Source organism: Streptomyces sp. NPDC006393, assembly GCF_040628575.1.
Classification (GTDB): Bacteria; Actinomycetota; Actinomycetes; order Streptomycetales; family Streptomycetaceae; genus Streptomyces.
The window spans coordinates 1-17,450 of sequence record NZ_JBEXZD010000047.1 but is presented as its reverse complement, the minus strand read 5'-3'; the positions used below and the strand labels follow the sequence as shown (position 1 = coordinate 17,450).

The window sequence follows — 17,450 nt, the reverse complement described above, 5'->3', positions numbered from 1 at the left end:
CCGAGGAACCGCCATGACACCCACCCCACCCGATCACTCCGGCCCGGTTCCCGGGCCCGGATCCCCCACCGAGCCGGCCCCCGGTCCAGGCCCCGGATCCGTCCCCGGACCCGGCCGTCCGATCAGCCGCAAGAACCTGCTCAAGGCGGCCGTCGCCGCCGGCGCCGCCCTTCCGCTGCTCACCGGCACCGTGGCGCTCGCCCGGGACTCCGCGGGCCGGGGCCGGTCCCTTGCGCCCACGCCCACCTGCGACGACGGCGACGGCCCCACCCACGACCAGATCGAGGGCCCCTACTTCAAGCCGGACTCCCCGCTGCGCACCGACCTGGTGACGCCGGGCACCACGGGCACCCCGCTGACCGTCAGCGGCTACGTCTTCGGGCGCGACTGCGTCCCGCTGCCGGGGGTGCTCCTCGACTTCTGGCAGGCCGACGACGCCGGCGCCTACGACATGGCCGGGTACACCCTGCGAGGTCACCAGTTCACGGACGCCACCGGGGCGTACTCGCTGAGCACGATCGTGCCGGGCCTCTACCCGGGCCGCACCCGGCACATCCACGTCAAGGCCCAGGCCCCCGGGCAGCCGGTGCTGACCACCCAGCTGTACTTCCCCGGTGAGCCGCGCAACGCCACCGACAGCCTCTTCGACGCGACGCTGCTGATGAACGTCCGCGGGGCGGGCGGGGGTCAGGAGGGCACCTTCGACTTCGTCCTGGACGTCGAGGGCACGCCCGGCCCGGGCGACCCGACCGACCCGCCCACCGACCCGCCCACCGATCCGCCCGGCGGCACCTGGGCGCCCGGCCACGCCTACGGCGCGGGCGACCGGGTGACCTACGACGGAGTCGCCTACCGATGTGTCCAGGCCCACACGTCCATGACCGGCTGGGAGCCGCCCAACGTCCCCGCCCTGTGGGCCCGCGAGTGACCCTCGCCGCCTGAGACCTTCCTCACAGGCAGAACAGGTGGCCAGGAAGCGTGCCCGGACAACGCCAAAGCCTGCCCCGCTTGTCCGGGCAACGCGAAAGCCCCGCAGGTCCGAGACCTGCGGGGCTTTCAGTTGTGCGCGAGGGGGGAGTTGAACCCCCACGCCCTTGCGGGCACTGGAACCTGAATCCAGCGCGTCTGCCTATTCCGCCACCCGCGCATTGGGTGTGTCCTCCGGCTCCGTTCCCTTCGTTTCGGGCCCGGCGCCTTCCGACACCCAGAACATTAGCACGCCGTCCGGGGTGGGTTCACATCCCTTTCCCCGGGGCAGGCGCACCCCCAAGCACCAGCACCGACAGCATCCGGCCCCCCGCCCGGCCCTCCCCCCGAACACCGCCCCCGACGTCCCCCGATGTCCTCCGACGTCCTCCGACGTCCCCCCAGTGCCCTGCCCCCCGATGCCCCCGTTCTCACCGCCGTGCCCTCCGGAGCGCCCCCACCCGCGAGTCCCCGCGCCCCGGATGCCCCCGCTCCGTATCAACCTGTGCCTGTTCACGTATCAACCTCGTACCGGTCCCGCCCGTCTCCCCAGGAGCCGGACAGGCCGCACCCTCGGGTGCGGGACACTGGTCTACGGCCGCCTCTACGATCCTGGGCAGACGTACACAGGGAGTACAAGGAGTGTCGACAACCGTCGACGGGGCCGACAGGGGGAACCAGCCGATTTACCGGCGCGTGGATACGATCAGTAAGCAGTACCAGGTAAGCAGTACGCATCAGCACGACCGCAAGACCCACAAGCACGACCGCAAGCACGACCGCAAGCACGACAGCAAGACCCGCAGCGACGGCCACGACGGAGGAGGTGCCCCATGGGAGTCCTGAAGAAGTTCGAGCAGCGTCTCGAAGGCCTGGTCAACGGCACCTTCGCCAAGGTCTTCAAGTCCGAGGTCCAGCCCGTGGAGATCGCAGGCGCGCTCCAGCGCGAGTGCGACAACAACGCGACCATCTGGAACCGCGACCGCACGGTCGTCCCCAACGACTTCATCGTGGAGCTCAGCGCGCCCGACTACGAGCGTCTGAGCCCCTACTCCGGCCAGCTCGGCGACGAGCTCGCCGGCATGGTGCGCGACTACGCCAAGCAGCAGCGCTACACCTTCATGGGACCGATCAAGGTCCACCTGGAGAAGGCGGACGACCTGGACACCGGCCTGTACCGGGTGCGCAGCCGTACGCTCGCCTCCTCCAGCAGCCAGCAGGCCGCGCAGAGCCCGCAGGGCCCCTCGCCGGCCGCGCCCGGCCGCCCCGGCGCCCAGGGCGGGTACGGCTACCCGCCCGCGGCAGCGCCCCCCATGCCCTCCGCCCCGCCGCCCGGCGCACGCCCCGGCGGGTACGGCTACCCGCAGCCCGCCGCCCACCGGCCCCCGCAGGGCCCCACGGCCGGCGGACGCACCCGCTACTGGATCGAGATCAACGGCAACCGCCACCAGATCTCCCGCCCGACGCTCGTGCTGGGCCGCAGCACCGACGCCGACGTGCGGATCGACGACCCCGGCGTCTCCCGCCGGCACTGCGAGATCCGGACCGGAACGCCCTCGACGATCCAGGATCTCGGGTCCACCAACGGCATCGTGGTGGACGGGCAGCACACCACCCGCGCTACGCTCCGCGACGGCTCGCGGATCGTCGTGGGCAGCACCACCGTTATCTATAGGCAAGCCGAAGGGTGAACCGGGGGCAATGTCAGAGCTGACCCTCACGGTCATGCGGCTGGGTTTCCTGGCCGTACTGTGGCTGTTCGTGATCGTGGCCGTGCAGGTCATCCGCAGCGACCTGTTCGGTACGCGCGTCACCCAGCGGGGGGCCCGCCGGGACGCCGGCCGGCCGCAGCAGGCCGCACGGCAGGCCGCGCCCCCGCAGCAGCGCGGTCAGCAGGGTGGCGGCGGCCGGCAGCGCCGCAACGCCCCCACCAAGCTCGTGGTGACCGAGGGCACCCTCACCGGTACCACCGTCGCGCTCCAGGGCCAGACGATCACGCTGGGCCGCGCGCACGACTCCACGATCGTGCTGGACGACGACTACGCCTCCAGCCGTCATGCCAGGATCTACCCGGACCGCGACGGCCAGTGGATCGTCGAGGACCTCGGATCCACCAACGGCACGTACCTGGACCGGTCCCGGCTGACGACCCCCACGCCGATCCCGCTGGGCGCGCCGATCCGCATCGGCAAGACCGTCATCGAGCTGCGGAAGTAGTGCTACGTCATGAATGAGCGCGAGCGGAGCGAGCACGCGGCGGCGGCCGGCACCCCGGGCCCCGGCGCGCTCCCGACCGGAGGGTGGGCAGTGTGGCTCGACACGATCGGCTGTATCCGGAGCCGACGGGCGAGGTGCGCATGAGTCTGTCACTGCGCTTCGCCGCCGGATCGCACAAGGGCATGATCCGCGAGGGCAACGAGGACTCCGGTTACGCCGGTCCGCGACTGCTCGCGATCGCCGACGGCATGGGCGGCCAGGCCGCCGGCGAGGTCGCCTCCTCCGAGGTGATCTCCACCATCGTCGCCCTCGACGACGACATCCCCGGCTCCGACATCCTCACCTCGCTCGCCGCGGCCGTGCAGCGCGCCAACGACCAGCTGCGCGCCATGGTCGAGGAGGACCCGCAGCTGGAGGGCATGGGGACCACGCTGACCGCACTGCTGTGGACCGGGCAGCGGCTCGGCCTCGTGCACGTCGGCGACTCGCGCGCCTACCTGCTGCGCGACGGCGTCCTGACCCAGATCACCCAGGACCACACCTGGGTGCAGCGCCTGGTCGACGAGGGACGCATCACCGAGGAGGAGGCCAGCACCCACCCGCAGCGCGCCCTCCTGATGCGCGCCCTCGGCAGCGGCGAGCACGTCGAGCCGGACCTGTCCATCCGCGAGGTCCGCGCCGGCGACCGCTATCTGATCTGCTCCGACGGCCTGTCCGGCGTGGTCTCCCACCAGACGATGGAGGAGACCCTCGCCAGCTACCAGGGCCCGCAGGAGACCGTGCAGGAACTGATCCAGCTCGCGCTGCGCGGCGGCGGCCCCGACAACATCACCGTCATCGTGGCCGACGTCCTCGACCTGGACACCGGCGACACCCTCGCCGGGCAGCTGTCCGACACCCCGGTCGTCGTCGGCGCGGTCGCCGAGAACCAGCACCACCTGCACGACAACGGCATCATGCAGACCCCGGCCGGCCGCGCCTCGGGCCTGGGCCGCCAGGTACCCGGCCAGGGCGGCGGGGGCGGCGAGTTCGGCCCGCCCGGCTCCGGCGACACCACCGGCTTCATCCCCGCCGGCGGCTTCGCGGGCTACGGCGACGACGACTTCGTCAAGCCGCGCAGGGGCCGCAGGTGGCTGAAGGGCTCCCTGTACGGCGTGCTCGCGCTCGCCGTCATCGGCGGCGGCCTGTACGGCGGCTACCGCTGGACGCAGACCCAGTACTTCGTCGGCGTCAACGACGAGCACGTCGCGCTCTACCGGGGCATCAGCCAGGACCTGGCCTGGATGAAGCTGTCCAAGGTGGAGACCGACCACCCCGAGATCGAACTCAAGTACCTGCCGCCCTACCAGCAGAAGCAGGTCAAGGCGACGATCGCCGGCGACGGCGGTCTCCAGGACGCCCAGAAGAAGATCGACGAGCTGTCGGTGCAGGCCTCCGCGTGCCGCAAGGAAGCCGAGCGCCGCGCCGCGGAGTCCCAGAACAACGCCAAGGAGCCCCAGGGCAAGACCGGAGGCACCACCGGCACGAAGAGCACCACCGGCACCACCGGCACCGGCGCCACCACCGGAACCACCCCCGCCTCCTTCACGTCCAAGGCGACAGCGACGCCGAGTCCGTCGACGTCCACGTCACCGTCCCCGTCCAAGTCCGCGACCGCGCCCACTTCCAACCCCGGCCCCACTCTCTCGGAGGAAGAGCAGAAGGTCGTCTCGCAGTGCGGTAAGCAGTAGGCAAGCCGTGAGAGGCCCTGTCACACGATGAGCAGTACTACCAACTCGCCGACGCACCACACGTCCACGATCGGCGCCATCGGCGCGCCGAGCCGGCGCAACACCGAGCTCGCCCTGCTGATCTTCGCGGTCGTCATCCCGGTGTTCGCCTACGCCAACGTGGGCCTGGCCATCGACAACCAGGTGCCCTCCGGCCTGCTGAGCTACGGCCTGGGCCTCGGCCTGCTGGCCGGCGTCGCCCATCTCGTCGTACGCAAGTTCGCGCCCTACGCGGACCCGCTGCTGCTCCCACTGGCCACCCTGCTCAACGGGCTCGGCCTGGTGGTGATCTGGCGGCTGGACCAGTCCAAGCTGCTCCAGGCCATCGACCAGGCCGGCGACAAGGCGCCCAACCAGCTGATGTACACGGCGATGGGCATCGCGCTGTTCGTCGTCGCCCTGATCTTCCTCAAGGACCACCGCGTCCTGCAGCGCTACACCTACATCTCCATGGTCGCCGCGCTGGTCCTGCTGCTGCTGCCGCTGGTCCCCGGCCTCGCCCTGCCCGTCTACGGCGCGAAGATCTGGATCCACGTCGGCAGCTTCTCCATCCAGCCCGGCGAGTTCGCGAAGATCGTCCTCGCGGTCTTCTTCGCCGGCTACCTGATGGTGAAGCGGGACGCGCTCGCCCTGGCCAGCCGCCGCTTCATGGGGCTGTACCTGCCGCGCGGCCGCGACCTCGGCCCGATCCTGGTCGTCTGGGTGATGTCGATCCTCATCCTGGTCTTCGAGACCGACCTCGGCACCTCCCTGCTGTTCTTCGGCATGTTCGTGATCATGCTGTACGTCGCCACCGAGCGGACCAGCTGGATCGTCTTCGGTCTGCTGATGTCCGCGGCCGGCGCCGTCGGCGTGGCCAGCTTCGAGCCGCACGTGCACCAGCGCGTCCAGGCCTGGCTGAACCCGATGAACGAGTACAAGCTGAGCCGCTCGGGCGCACCCGGCGTGCACTCCGAGCAGCTCCAGCAGGCGCTGTGGGCGTTCGGCTCCGGCGGCACCCTGGGCTCCGGGCTCGGCCAGGGCCACTCCGACCTCATCCGGTTCGCCGCCAACTCCGACTTCATCCTCGCCACCTTCGGCGAGGAACTGGGCCTCGCCGGCATCATGGCCATCCTGCTGATCTACGGCCTGATCGTGGAGCGCGGCGTGCGCACGGCGCTGGCCGCCCGCGACCCGTTCGGCAAGCTGCTCGCCATCGGCCTGTCCGGCGCCTTCGCCCTTCAGGTCTTCGTCGTCTCCGGCGGTGTGATGGGTCTCATCCCGCTGACCGGTATGACCATGCCGTTCCTGGCGTACGGCGGTTCCTCCGTCATCGCCAACTGGGCCCTCATCGGTGTACTGATCCGGATCAGCGACACCGCCCGCCGGCCGGCGCCCGCACCCGCTTCCAACCCCGACGCCGAGATGACCCAGGTGGTCCGCCCGTGAACAAGCCCCTGCGCCGGATCGCGATCTTCTGCGGCCTCCTCGTCCTCACGCTGCTCATCCGCGACAACTGGCTCCAGTACGTCAAGGCCGACGGCCTGAAGAACGACGAGAACAACCGCCGCGTCACCATCGCCCGCTACTCCACCCCGCGCGGCGACATCATCGTCGGCGGCTCCCCGATCACCGGGTCGACCGAGACCAAGAGCAACGGGCTCAACGACCTGAAGTACAAGCGCACCTACAAGAACGGCCCCATGTGGGCACCCGTCACCGGCTTCGCCTCGCAGTCCTTCGGCGCCACGCAGCTGGAGAGCATCGACGACGGCATACTCACCGGCAACGACGACCGGCTCTTCTTCCGCAACACCCTGGACATGATCACGGGCAAGCCGAAGCAGGGCGGCAACGTGGTCACCACGCTGAACGCGGCCGCGCAGAAGGCGGCGTACAACGGCCTCAAGGGCCACGGCAAGGGGGCCGTCGTCGCCCTGGAGCCGTCCACCGGCAAGATCCTGGCGCTGGCCTCCTACCCGTCGTACGACCCCTCGTCGTTCGCCGGCACCTCCGCGGCGGACGGCAAGGCCTGGAACAAGCTCCAGAAGAAGAACGACCCCAGCGACCCGACGCTGAACCGGGCGCTGCGCGAGACCTACCCGCCCGGCTCCACCTTCAAGGTGGTCACCGCGGCCGCCGCGCTGGAGAACGGGCTGTACACGACGGCCGACGAGAACACCGACTCGCCGGACCCGTGGACCATGCCGGGCACCACCACCCCGCTGCCCAACGAGGGCCACATCCCCTGCAAGAACGCCACCATGCGCGTCGCGCTGCGCTACTCCTGCAACACCGTCTTCGGCAAGATCGGCTCCACCCTCGGCAACGACAAGATGCTCGACGAGGCCGAGAAGTTCGGCTTCAACAAGGAGCAGTTCACCCCGGTCCGCGCCAACGCCTCGGTGTTCTCCGACGACATGAACCCCTCGCAGACCGCGCTGTCCTCGATCGGCCAGTACAACACCGCCGCGACCCCGCTCCAGATGGCCATGGTCGCCTCCGCGGTCGCCAACGACGGCAAGCTGATGAAGCCGTACATGGTCGACAAGCTCCAGTCGCCGACCCTCGACACCCTGGAGCAGACCCAGCCGGAGGAGCTGAGCCGGCCGCTGTCCTCGAAGAACGCCCAGATCCTCCAGTCGATGATGGAGACGGTCGTCAAGGAGGGCACCGGCCAGAACGCCCAGCTCGGCAACGGCGTCACCGTGGGCGGCAAGACCGGTACCGCCCAGCACGGCGTCAACAACGCCGGCAAGCCGTACGCCTGGTTCATCTCCTACGCCAAGACCAGCGACGGCAGCTCGCCGGTCGCGGTGGCCGTGGTGGTCGAGGACGACAACGCCAACCGCGACGACATCTCCGGCGGCGGCCTCGCGGCCCCCATCGCGAAGAGCGTGATGGAGGCGGTCATCAACTCCAAGAAGTGACCCTGCTCACGCCCCCTTCACATCGGTGCACGTTGACATACCGGTCCTGTATCGGGTTACGGGCTTGGCCAGGTCATACAAAGCGAGCCGGGTACGGTAGGCCCGGACGGCAGCTCCGGCGGCACACGTGGTGCCGGTCGGGTCCGACGGAGAGGGCTGGTAGGTAGCTATGGAAGAGCCGCGTCGCCTCGGCGGCCGGTACGAGCTGGGCCAGGTGCTCGGCCGTGGTGGCATGGCGGAGGTGTACCTCGCGCATGACACCCGCCTGGGCCGCACCGTGGCGGTGAAGACGCTGCGCGCCGACCTGGCGCGCGACCCTTCCTTCCAGGCCCGGTTCCGCCGGGAGGCCCAGTCGGCCGCCTCGCTCAACCATCCCGCGATCGTCGCGGTCTACGACACGGGCGAGGACTACATCGACGGGGTCTCGATCCCGTACATCGTCATGGAGTACGTCGACGGCTCCACACTCCGTGAGCTGCTGCACAGCGGCCGCAAGCTGCTGCCCGAGCGGGCCATGGAGATGACCGTCGGCATCCTCCAGGGCCTGGAGTACGCCCACCGCAGCGGCATCGTCCACCGCGACATCAAGCCGGCCAACGTCATGCTGACCCGCAACGGCCAGGTCAAGGTCATGGACTTCGGCATCGCCCGCGCGATGGGCGACTCCGGCATGACGATGACGCAGACCGCCGCGGTCATCGGCACCGCCCAGTACCTCTCCCCGGAGCAGGCCAAGGGCGAGCAGGTCGACGCCCGCTCGGACCTGTACTCGACGGGTTGCCTGCTCTACGAGCTGCTGACGGTCCGCCCGCCGTTCGTCGGCGACTCCCCGGTCGCGGTGGCCTACCAGCACGTACGCGAGGAACCCCAGCCGCCGAGCGTCTTCGACCCCGAGATCACGCCCGAGATGGACGCCATCGTCCTGCGGGCCCTGGTCAAGGACCCCGACTACCGCTACCAGTCGGCCGACGAGATGCGCGCCGACATCGAGGCCTGCCTCGACGGCCAGCCGGTCGCGGCCACGGCCGCCATGGGCGCGGTGGGCTACGGCGGCTACCCCGACGACCAGCCGACCACGGCCCTGCGTCCCGACGCGGGCGCCCCCGCCACGACGATGCTGCCGCCGATGAACCCGGACGACGGCGGCTACGGCTACGACGAGCGCCCCGACCGCCGCCGCCAGCAGAAGAAGTCCCACACGTCGACGATCCTCCTGGTCGTCGCCGGCATCCTGGTGCTCCTCGGCGCCATCCTGATCGGCAAGTGGGTCTTCAGCGGCGAGAGCGCGGCCAACGACAAGGTGCCGGTGCCGAACTTCGTCGACCAGACGAGGGCGGACGCGAAGTCCATGGCGGAGAACGTCGGCCTGAAGGCGACGTTCACGCAGAAGCCCTGCGAGAACGAGCCCAAGGGCAAGGTCTGCGACCAGGACCCGGCCAAGGGCACCGAGGTCGAGAAGGGCACCACCGTCACCCTCACGGTGTCGACGGGGGCGCCGAAGGTGATCGTGCCCGATGTACGGGGCCTGACCTTCGACAAGGCGCAGTCCCAGCTGGAAGGCAAGGGCTTCAAGGTCGAGAAGCAGACCCAGGAGTCCGACCAGTCCCCGGGCGTGGTCATCAGCCAGGACCCTCAGGGCGACACGGAGAAGGAGAAGGGCTCCACCGTCACCCTGACGGTCGCCGCGGAGAAGAAGCAGGTCCCGGTCCCGGACGTCACGAACCAGTCCTGCGAGGCCGCCAAACAGCAGCTGGAAGCCAGCAACCTCACCGGTGAGTGCACCGATGTGGACAACACCGACCCCGCCAAGGTCGGCAAGGTCATCCAGACGTCGCCGGCGGCAGGCACCCCGGTCGACAAGGGCTCCACGGTGTCGATCCAGATCGGCAAGCCGGTCCAGCAGCAGAAGACCCAGGTACCCGATGTCCGCACCAAGACGGTGGCACAGGCCACGCAGATCCTGAACGGGGCCGGCTTCACCAACATCCAGGTCAGGGGCAGCACCGACCCCAACGCCCTCGTCGTCGACCAGGACCCCAAGCCCAACCAGCAGGTCGACAACCCGGGTGCCACGCCGATCACCCTGACCGCCTTCGGCGGCGGCAACAACCAGGGTGGCAACAACGGCGGCAACAACAACGGCGGCCTCTTCGGCTGACCGCCCGGCGTCACGGCCCTGACGAACGGAGCCCCGGCACCTTCCTGGTGCCGGGGCTCCGTCGCGCCCGTGGAGCTCCTGCGTGGAGCTCCGTCACCGCAGTTCCTTCGGCGGCGTCCGCTTGCTGTCCACCTTGTCCACACGGACCAGTTCGCCCCAGACCACATACCGGTACCGGCTCGTGTACACCGGTGTGCAGGTCGTCAGGGTGATGTAGTGGCCGGGCTTGGTCGCGCCCGACTCCTTCGGGACCGGGGTGAGGACCTCGACGTTGAACTTCGAGGTCTCGGGCAGGATGTCGTAGACCTTGTAGACGTACCACTTGTCCCGGGTCTCGAAGACGATCGGGTCGCCCTTCTCGATCTTGTCGATGTTGTGGAACTTCGCGCCGTGGCCGTCCCGGTGGGCGGCGAGGGTGAAGTTGCCCGTCTTGCCGGTCATCGGCAGGGTCGCCTTGACCGGGTCGACGTAGTAGCCGGCCACGCCGTCGTTCAGGACGTCCGTCGACGTGCCCTTCTTCACCAGGACCTCGCCGTTGTGCATGGCCGGCACGTGCAGGAAGCCGATGCCGTCCCCGGTGTCCAGAGCGCCGGGGCCACCTGGGCCACCGGGCGCGGAGTGCGCCCACTCGTCGCGGATCTTGTGGCCCTGTCGGTCCGCCTTGCGGTCCGCTATCACATTGGTCCACCACAGGGAGTAGACGACGAACAGGCCGAGCACCAGGCCCGCCGTGATGAGGAGTTCACCGAAGACGCTGACGGCCAGGGCCAGCCGGCCGCCGCCCCGCCGGCGCGAGCGCGGCGCGGGGCCGTCGTCGGTGTGCTCTGCCGTGTCGTCCGTGGTCGCTGCCACTGTTCATCCGCCCTTTAACTGACGAGCGCATCCGGCTTGCCCTTGCTGCGCGGCCGTTCCTCGACCATCTTGCCCCAGACGATCAACCGGTACTTGCTGGTGAACTCCGGTGTGCAGGTGGTGAGTGTGATGTAGCGACCGGGTCCGGTGAACCCCGACCCCTTGGGGACCGGGTCCAGGACGCTGATGTTGGCCGGTGACGTCACCGGCAGCATCGACGTCATCTTGTACACGAAGTAGGTGTCCTGCGTCTCCACGACGATCGGATCGCCCGGCTTGAGCCTGTTGATGTAGCGGAACGGCTCGCCATGGGTGTTGCGGTGCCCGGCGAGCCCGAAGTTGCCCGTCTTCGCCTCGGGCATCGCCGTGTTGAGGTCGCCCTGGCCGTAGTGCCCGACCATGCCCTTGTCCAGCACCTTCGTCTTGCTGGTGCCCTCCGCGATCGGCACCACCACGTCCAGCTTCGGGATGTGCAGGATGGCGAAGCCCTGCCCCGGCTCGAAGACCCCCGGGCTGCGCTTGCCGCTCGCCCAGTCGTCCTGCAACTGGTGTGCCTCGTTGCCCGCCAGCGCGTGGGCCCGGACGTTCGTCCACCACAGCTGGTAGGTGACGAACAGCAGCATCAGCACACCGGTGGTGATGAACACCTCGCCGACGATCCGGCTGGCGACCACCCCCGGGCCGGGTCTGCGCGCCCGCGCGAGCCGCCGCGCCTCCACCCGGGTCAGGGGAGCGGCCGGCTGCCCCTCGGGCGCCCCGTCCCCTCCCGGTGAGGACCGTCCGGCGGCATGCGCACCGGCCCCGTGACGCCCTGGGCGTGCCTGGCGCCCGTGGCGGCCCCTGGCGGCCTTTCTGCGGGCCGCACGGCCGCCCTGGGGGACTTCGGGCGTCCCAGGCGGTCCGGGCGTCCCCGGCGGGCCTCCGGCCGTTCCTCCGGCCGTCCCGGCCGCTCCGGGCGCTCCGGGCGCCGTGGTGCCCCGTTCGCCTCCTGAGGCCCTGGGCGGCGGCTCGGGGACCCGCAGCCCCATCGTCTCCTCGGTGAGGGAGCCCGCGTACGGCGCCACCGGGTCACGCGTGTCGTACGGCACCGAGGCGTACGGATCCGCGGGGGCGTCGTAGCCCTCGGAGGATCCGTACCAGTCGGCACCGGACTCGCGCTCGGGGCGCAGCGCGGTCACGCCGTGGCCCTGCCCACCACCGGGGCGAGCCCCGCAGACCTCGCCACCGCACCCTGGTCGCCGCACTCCACCAGCCAGTTGGCCAGCATCCGGTGCCCGTGCTCGGTGAGCACCGACTCGGGATGGAACTGCACGCCCTCCACGGGCAGTTCCCGGTGGCGCAGGCCCATGATGATGCCGTCGTGGGTACGGGCGGTGACCTCCAGCTCGTCGGGCACGGTCGGCGGCATCGCGGCCAGGGAGTGGTAGCGGGTCGCCGTGAACGGCGAGGGCAGCCCGGCGAAGACGCCCCTGCCCTCGTGCTCCACCAGGGAGGTCTTGCCGTGCAGCAGCTCCGGCGCCCGGTCCACCACGCCGCCGTACGCCACCTGCATGGACTGCATGCCCAGGCACACGCCGAAGACGGGGACACCGGTCGCGGCGCAGTGCCGCACCATGTCCACGCACACACCGGCCTGCTCGGGCGTGCCCGGCCCCGGCGAGAGCAGCACGCCGTCGAAGCCGTCCTGGGCGTGCGCCGTGGACACCTCGTCGTTGCGCAGCACCTCGCACTCGGCGCCGAGCTGGTACAGGTACTGGACGAGGTTGAAGACGAAGCTGTCGTAGTTGTCGACGACGAGGATCCGCGCACTCACTGGTTGTTCACCGTCACATCGTTGAAGGGCAGCAGCGGTTCGGCCCACGGGAAGACGTACTGGAACAGGACGTAGACCACGGCCAGGACCAGGACCAGTGAGATCAGCGCCCTCACCCACGCGTTCCCCGGCAGATGCCGCCAGATCCAGCCGTACATGCCGTCCCTTCCGTCTCACCACGGCACCAGACTCACGCCGTACGCCACCACTCACGCCGTACGCCAACAGACTAACGGCGCGGCGCCCTCGGTTTCCCGGCCTCGGGGAACCGGGCCCGGCGGCTACTTCACCGGCTGCGCGTAGTGCAGGTCCACGGTGCCCGAGTAGCCGGGCAGGGTCACCGTCCCGTCCTCGGTGACCTTCCAGCCGAGACCGTAGACGTTGACGTAGACCATGTAGTTCTGGATCGCCGGGGAGTCCGCGAGCGCCTGCTGGAGCTTCTCCGGGTCGCCGACCGCCGTGATCTTGTACGGCGGGGAGTAGACGCGGCCCTGGAGGATCAGGGTGTTGCCCACGCAGCGCACCGCGCTCGTGGAGATCAGCCGCTGGTCCATGACCTTGATGCCCCGGGCGCCGCCGTGCCACAGCGCGTTGACCACGGCCTGGAGGTCCTGCTGGTGGATGACCAGGTAGTCGGGCTGCGGCTCGGGGTAGCCGGGGAGCTTGGCGGTGGCGTTCGGCGGGGCGTCGTCGAGGGTGACCGTGACGGCCTTCCCCTTGACCGGCCGCGTCCCCGCGCTGTTCTCCAGGCCGGCCAGCTTCTCGTCCTGCGCCTTGGTGCTGCCGTCGTCGCTCTCGGCGAGGGACTCGACGTCGTGGCGCAGCGCCGCGTTGGACTCGTCCAGCTCCTTGTTCTTGTGGCTGCGCTCCTGGATGAGGTCCGACAGCTTCAGCAGTGAGGCGTCCGTCCGGATATTGGTGCCCTTGGCCGTGTTGAAACTGGTGAAGAAAATCAGCCCGGCGAGGGCGAAAACGGCCACGGTGAGGATCCGCACGGGCCGGAAACGGGGCGTGCGGGCCGGACTGGATCCGGTCCCCGGAGAGTCGGCAGAATTGCTCAACGTACCCTTATCTCCTTCGGCGCCACGGAAGCACTACGCTAACGGACGCCCGGGGGAGCGCGGGGTTTCCCCCAGCAGTCCCCTTGTACGCCCCCGGAGCCAGCCCAGTTCCCCTGCGCGGCCACGCAGCGCATCGACAGGAGAGACCCTCGTGCCGAAGTCACGTATCCGCAAGAAGGCCGACTACACGCCGCCGCCCGCTAAGCAGGCGACGGCCCTGAAGCTGGAGAGCCGTGGCTGGGTGGCCCCGGTGATGCTGGCCATGTTCGTCATCGGCCTGGCCTGGATCGTCGTCTTCTACGTGACCGACGGCTCGCTGCCCATCGACGCGCTGGACAACTGGAACATCGTGGTCGGCTTCGGCTTCATCGCGGCCGGATTCGGCGTCTCCACGCAGTGGAAGTAGCGGTCGCAGCCGGGTGAACCGGGGGCCGGGTCCAGCTCTCCCCACAGCTATCCGCTGAGTTATCCACAGCCTGTAGAAATCCCTGGGGAAAAGAAAGACCATCTGTGGATAACCAGTCCCCCGTTGACACCGGTACGACTGTCGCACCACCTCGCCGCCATCCTCTGGCCCCCTGCCTGACCTGCGCAAATACAGGTGAGCGACAGGGGGCACAGTTGTTCCCGCACACTGTGCACAAGATTCGGCACACACTGTGGACAACATTGGACAGCGGAGGGGCCCCAGAGGGAGACGGCCTCGTCCGAGACCGTCCTCAGGCGAGCTGGGCGGTTCTTGCGACGATCATGACGACGATGACCGCCAGCACCAGCGCGCACGTCCCGTACTGCACCAGCGCCCGCCGCTCGCGCGGGGCGTGGACCATCGCGTAGCCGACGATCACACCGGCGACCAGGCCGCCGATGTGCGCCTGCCAGGCGATGTTGGCCCAGCCGAAGGTGATGATCAGGTTGACCACCAGGAGGGCGATGACGGGGCGCATGTCGTAGTTGAGCCGGCGCATCAGGACGGCGGTGGCGCCGAAGAGGCCGAAGATGGCGCCGGAGGCGCCGAGGGAGGGCTGGTTGGGGGCGGCGACCAGGTAGGTGAGCGCGCTGCCGGCCAGTCCGGAGACGAAGTAGAGGGCCAGGTAGCGGGCACGACCGAGGGCCGCTTCCAGGGGACCGCCGATCCACCACAGGCTGAGCATGTTGAACAGGATGTGGATGTAGCCGCCGTGCAGGAACATCGCGGTCAGCAGCCGGTAGTACTGGCCGTGCGCGACGCCCTCGATGCCGCCGAGGAGGGGCACGTAGGCCTGGCCGATCAGATCGAACCGATCGGTGAAGCGGTCTCCGAGGGACAGCTGGGCCAGGAACGCGGCCAGGTTGATGCCGATCAGCAGCTTGGTGATCAGACGCGGATCGGCCGCCACGCTGCCACCGGCGATCGTCCGGGGCCGGGACGCGGCCGGGGAGTGCCCTGTGCCGGAGCCGGCGCGGACGCAGTCCGGGCACTGGAATCCCACGGAGGCATCGACCATGCACTCGGGGCAGATCGGCCGCTCGCAGCGGGTGCAGCGGATGCCGGTCTCGCGGTCCGGGTGCCGGTAGCAGGTGGGCACGCCGCTGCGTGCCTCCGACCGGCCGCCTGGCGCCTGTTCCATGGGGTCCCCTCGGGTTCGCTGTGGACGGTGCACGACTCGCCGTGGCAACGCACCGCCCCGCTCATCCTTACGGACGAGCGGGGCGATTGGTTCCCTTGCGAGCCGTTGGTTCAGGCTCCGCGGGACTCGATGACGACCGACTCGATGACCACGTCGTTGAGCGGGCGGTCGTTGCGATTGGTCTTCGTGGCCGCGATGGCGTCGACGACCTTCTGGCTGGCCGGGTCGGTGACCTCGCCGAAGATGGTGTGCTTGCGGGTCAGCCAGGCCGTCGGGGCGACGGTGACGAAGAACTGCGAGCCGTTGGTGCCCGGGCCGGCGTTGGCCATCGCCAGCAGGTAGGGCTTGTTGAAGGCGAGGTCCGGGTGGAACTCGTCCTCGAACGTGTAGCCGGGGCCGCCGGTGCCGTTGCCCAGCGGGTCACCGCCCTGGATCATGAAACCGCTGATCACCCGGTGGAAGACCGTGCCGTCGTACAGCTTCGCCGTGGACTTCTCGCCGGTGGCGGGGTGTGTCCACTCGCGCTCGCCCTTGGCGAGCTCCACGAAGTTGCGGACCGTCTTGGGGGCATGGTCCGGCAGGAGCCGGATCTCGATGTCGCCTTGGTTGGTCTTCAGGGTGGCGTAGAGCTGCTCAGCCACGATCTGCCTTCCGTTGTCTTCTCTTGACCCTCCGATCCTCGCACGGCCGGGGCCACGCGTCGCCCGGCGCCCTCGTCGGGGCGGACATCCGCCGGAATCGGTTGCGGAATTCGGGGTCAGTCCACTCGGGTCGGGAGCGCCGCGCGGCGATCCGTGGCATTGTCATCGACAAGCTCCCGTTGCTCCGTATTCATCCGCTATCACCCTTCCACCGTCTCCGCGTGACCGTGACCCGGATGCCCGTGCGCACATGCTCACGGGCCCCTCGGCAGGCATGATCCGTAAATGGGTGGAAAGTCGAATTACCGTACGCCACCGAGGAGGAGGAACCCGTGACCCGCATCGACAGCGTGCGCGCCGCGACCGGCTCGGCGAAGGACAGCGTGCTGCACGCCGCGGAAGTGGTGGCGCCCTACGCCGACACGGCCAGGGAAAGGGCCGCGCACTACGCGCACGAGGCACGCGTACGGCTGGCGCCGAAGGTCTCCCTGGCCGCCGACCAGGCCCGTGTGCAGTACGGCGCCCATGTCGCCCCCCGTCTGGAGCAGGCCCGCACGCAGGCCATGACGTATGTACCGCCGAAGCTCGACCAGGCCGCCCAGGAGGCCGCCTGCCGCACACGCAAGGCCGCGCGGCAGGCCGCCGAGTACTCCAGGCCGCGGATCGAGCAGGCGGTGGCGGTGTCCCGGCCGCGCATCGAGCAGGCGATGGCCGCGGCCGGGCCGGTCGCGGACGAGGCCGCCGCGCGGGGGGCCGCCGCGCTGGTCGCGTTGCGCGGCCAGGTCCCCGCGCAGAAGATCCAGAAGCTCGCCCGCAAGCGGAGCCGGCGGGCACGGGCCGGTCGCATCGCCAAGGTGGTCGCGCTGGTGGGCGTGGTCGCGGGCGGTGCGTTCGCCGCCTGGAAGTGGTGGGACAAGCAGGCCAATCCCGACTGGCTGGTGGAGCCGCCGGCCGCGACCGAGGTCCCCGAGTCCGGCCGGCTGTCCTCGGTGGACGGCAGCGGCCAGTCGGTCCTGGACCCCGAGGTCGAGGCGAAGGAGGCCGAGGAGGAGGCGGCGGACCGCGACGATCAGGGCTGACGGCGCCCGCCGCATGCTCTCCGGGGTCGCCCGCGTACGTCCGGTACGCGGGCGACCCTCCGTTGTGCGCCCTTTCCCGACACGCCCCGCGTCAGCCCTGTGTCTCCGCGTCAGCCCTGGCTCAGCGGTTGCTCGGCCCAGATCGTCTTGCCGCTGTCGCCGTAGCGGGTGCCCCAGCGCTGGGTGAGGCTCGCGACGAGCAGCAGTCCGCGGCCTCCCTCGTCGTAGGTGCGCGCCCGGCGCAGATGCGGGGCGGTGCTGCTGCCGTCGGAGACCTCGCAGATCAGCGACGTGGTGTCCCGGATCAGCCGCAGCACGACGGGGTCGGCTCCGTAGCGGATGGCGTTGGTGACCAGTTCGCTGGTGATCAGCTCG

18 protein-coding genes and 1 tRNA gene are annotated in these 17,450 nt (G+C 69.9%); 10 read left to right on the top strand and 9 right to left on the bottom strand.

Annotated features, from left to right (window positions below):
• Positions 1-13 precede the first annotated feature (13 nt).
• Positions 14-928 carry a carbohydrate-binding protein gene (locus ABZ484_RS20575; protein WP_358867325.1) on the top strand — a complete coding sequence of 305 codons (915 nt, stop codon included), beginning with the start codon at positions 14-16 and terminating at the stop codon, positions 926-928.
• Between the two features lie 135 nt (positions 929-1,063).
• On the opposite strand, the gene ABZ484_RS20570 is transcribed toward ABZ484_RS20575, so the two are convergent.
• Positions 1,064-1,147, bottom strand: a tRNA-Leu gene (locus ABZ484_RS20570).
• A 515-nt stretch (positions 1,148-1,662) separates the two neighbouring features.
• On the opposite strand from ABZ484_RS20570, the gene ABZ484_RS20565 reads away from it, so the two are divergent.
• The 7 genes from ABZ484_RS20565 to pknB all read left to right on the top strand — a co-directional run bounded on the left by ABZ484_RS20565 (position 1,663) and on the right by pknB (position 10,019).
• On the top strand, positions 1,663-1,812 hold the full coding sequence (locus tag ABZ484_RS20565) for a hypothetical protein (protein ID WP_358867324.1): 150 nt from the start codon (positions 1,663-1,665) through the stop codon (positions 1,810-1,812).
• Positions 1,800-2,657, top strand: a complete 858-nt coding sequence (locus ABZ484_RS20560; protein ID WP_358867323.1) for a DUF3662 and FHA domain-containing protein — start codon at positions 1,800-1,802, stop codon at positions 2,655-2,657. Before ABZ484_RS20565 ends, ABZ484_RS20560 begins: the two co-directional genes overlap by 13 nt.
• A 10-nt stretch (positions 2,658-2,667) precedes the next feature.
• Positions 2,668-3,183, top strand: coding sequence for an FHA domain-containing protein (locus ABZ484_RS20555; protein WP_358867322.1), 516 nt, complete (start codon positions 2,668-2,670; stop codon positions 3,181-3,183).
• Positions 3,184-3,323: 140 nt separating this feature from the next.
• Positions 3,324-4,913, top strand: a complete 1,590-nt coding sequence (locus ABZ484_RS20550; RefSeq protein ID WP_358867321.1) for a Stp1/IreP family PP2C-type Ser/Thr phosphatase — start codon at positions 3,324-3,326, stop codon at positions 4,911-4,913.
• A 27-nt stretch (positions 4,914-4,940) separates the two neighbouring features.
• Complete coding sequence (locus tag ABZ484_RS20545) at positions 4,941-6,380, top strand: FtsW/RodA/SpoVE family cell cycle protein (RefSeq protein WP_358867320.1); 1,440 nt, start codon at positions 4,941-4,943, stop codon at positions 6,378-6,380.
• Complete coding sequence (locus ABZ484_RS20540) at positions 6,377-7,861, top strand: penicillin-binding protein 2 (protein WP_358867319.1); 1,485 nt, start codon at positions 6,377-6,379, stop codon at positions 7,859-7,861. The genes ABZ484_RS20545 and ABZ484_RS20540 overlap by 4 nt, the downstream gene beginning before the upstream one ends.
• A 169-nt stretch (positions 7,862-8,030) precedes the next feature.
• Positions 8,031-10,019: a Stk1 family PASTA domain-containing Ser/Thr kinase gene (pknB, locus tag ABZ484_RS20535; RefSeq protein WP_358867318.1), complete on the top strand. Its 1,989-nt coding sequence runs from the start codon at positions 8,031-8,033 to the stop codon at positions 10,017-10,019.
• Positions 10,020-10,112: 93 nt separating this feature from the next.
• Here pknB and ABZ484_RS20530 read toward each other — a convergent pair whose 3' ends face one another.
• From ABZ484_RS20530 to ABZ484_RS20510, 5 genes are all read right to left on the bottom strand, one after another.
• Positions 10,113-10,871 carry a class E sortase gene (locus tag ABZ484_RS20530; protein WP_358867317.1) on the bottom strand — a complete coding sequence of 253 codons (759 nt, stop codon included), beginning with the start codon at positions 10,869-10,871 and terminating at the stop codon, positions 10,113-10,115.
• A 14-nt stretch (positions 10,872-10,885) separates the two neighbouring features.
• Entirely contained in the window at positions 10,886-12,049 is a 1,164-nt protein-coding gene (locus ABZ484_RS20525; RefSeq protein WP_358867316.1) for a class E sortase, read from the bottom strand.
• Positions 12,046-12,684 carry an aminodeoxychorismate/anthranilate synthase component II gene (locus tag ABZ484_RS20520; RefSeq protein WP_358867315.1) on the bottom strand — a complete coding sequence of 213 codons (639 nt, stop codon included), beginning with the start codon at positions 12,682-12,684 and terminating at the stop codon, positions 12,046-12,048. The genes ABZ484_RS20525 and ABZ484_RS20520 overlap by 4 nt, the downstream gene beginning before the upstream one ends.
• A complete protein-coding gene (locus ABZ484_RS20515; RefSeq protein WP_030181717.1) occupies positions 12,681-12,842 on the bottom strand; it encodes a hypothetical protein in 162 nt (53 codons plus the stop codon). The genes ABZ484_RS20520 and ABZ484_RS20515 overlap by 4 nt, the downstream gene beginning before the upstream one ends.
• Before the next feature lie 123 nt (positions 12,843-12,965).
• Positions 12,966-13,745: a DUF881 domain-containing protein gene (locus ABZ484_RS20510; RefSeq protein WP_358867314.1), complete on the bottom strand. Its 780-nt coding sequence runs from the start codon at positions 13,743-13,745 to the stop codon at positions 12,966-12,968.
• A gap of 151 nt (positions 13,746-13,896) precedes the next feature.
• Here ABZ484_RS20510 and crgA point away from each other — a divergent pair, with 151 nt between their 5' ends.
• A complete protein-coding gene (crgA, locus tag ABZ484_RS20505) occupies positions 13,897-14,151 on the top strand; it encodes a cell division protein CrgA (protein ID WP_030181722.1) in 255 nt (84 codons plus the stop codon).
• A gap of 313 nt (positions 14,152-14,464) precedes the next feature.
• Here crgA and ABZ484_RS20500 read toward each other — a convergent pair whose 3' ends face one another.
• Both ABZ484_RS20500 and ABZ484_RS20495 read right to left on the bottom strand, forming a co-directional pair.
• Complete coding sequence (locus ABZ484_RS20500; RefSeq protein WP_358867313.1) at positions 14,465-15,355, bottom strand: rhomboid family intramembrane serine protease; 891 nt, start codon at positions 15,353-15,355, stop codon at positions 14,465-14,467.
• 110 nt (positions 15,356-15,465) lie between these two features.
• Complete coding sequence (locus tag ABZ484_RS20495; RefSeq protein ID WP_358867312.1) at positions 15,466-15,996, bottom strand: peptidylprolyl isomerase; 531 nt, start codon at positions 15,994-15,996, stop codon at positions 15,466-15,468.
• Between the two features lie 332 nt (positions 15,997-16,328).
• Between ABZ484_RS20495 and ABZ484_RS20490 the strand changes: the two genes are divergently transcribed.
• Positions 16,329-17,075: a DUF5324 family protein gene (locus ABZ484_RS20490; RefSeq protein WP_358867311.1), complete on the top strand. Its 747-nt coding sequence runs from the start codon at positions 16,329-16,331 to the stop codon at positions 17,073-17,075.
• Positions 17,076-17,185: 110 nt separating this feature from the next.
• On the opposite strand, the gene ABZ484_RS20485 is transcribed toward ABZ484_RS20490, so the two are convergent.
• Positions 17,186-17,450 (bottom strand): ATP-binding protein (locus ABZ484_RS20485; protein WP_358867310.1); only part of this gene is annotated, 265 nt, incomplete at its 5' end.

Excerpts from the sequence above, each read along its gene's own strand:
- ABZ484_RS20500 (WP_358867313.1), bottom strand. The coding sequence starts at position 15,355 with ATGGAACAGGCGCCAGGCGGCCGGTCGGAGGCACGCAGCGGCGTGCCC.
- ABZ484_RS20560 (WP_358867323.1), top strand. The coding sequence starts at position 1,800 with ATGGGAGTCCTGAAGAAGTTCGAGCAGCGTCTCGAAGGCCTGGTCAAC.
- pknB (WP_358867318.1), top strand. The coding sequence starts at position 8,031 with ATGGAAGAGCCGCGTCGCCTCGGCGGCCGGTACGAGCTGGGCCAGGTG.
- ABZ484_RS20515 (WP_030181717.1), bottom strand. The coding sequence starts at position 12,842 with ATGTACGGCTGGATCTGGCGGCATCTGCCGGGGAACGCGTGGGTGAGG.
- ABZ484_RS20555 (WP_358867322.1), top strand. The coding sequence starts at position 2,668 with ATGTCAGAGCTGACCCTCACGGTCATGCGGCTGGGTTTCCTGGCCGTA.
- ABZ484_RS20545 (WP_358867320.1), top strand. The coding sequence starts at position 4,941 with ATGAGCAGTACTACCAACTCGCCGACGCACCACACGTCCACGATCGGC.
- ABZ484_RS20575 (WP_358867325.1), top strand. The coding sequence starts at position 14 with ATGACACCCACCCCACCCGATCACTCCGGCCCGGTTCCCGGGCCCGGA.
- ABZ484_RS20550 (WP_358867321.1), top strand. The coding sequence starts at position 3,324 with ATGAGTCTGTCACTGCGCTTCGCCGCCGGATCGCACAAGGGCATGATC.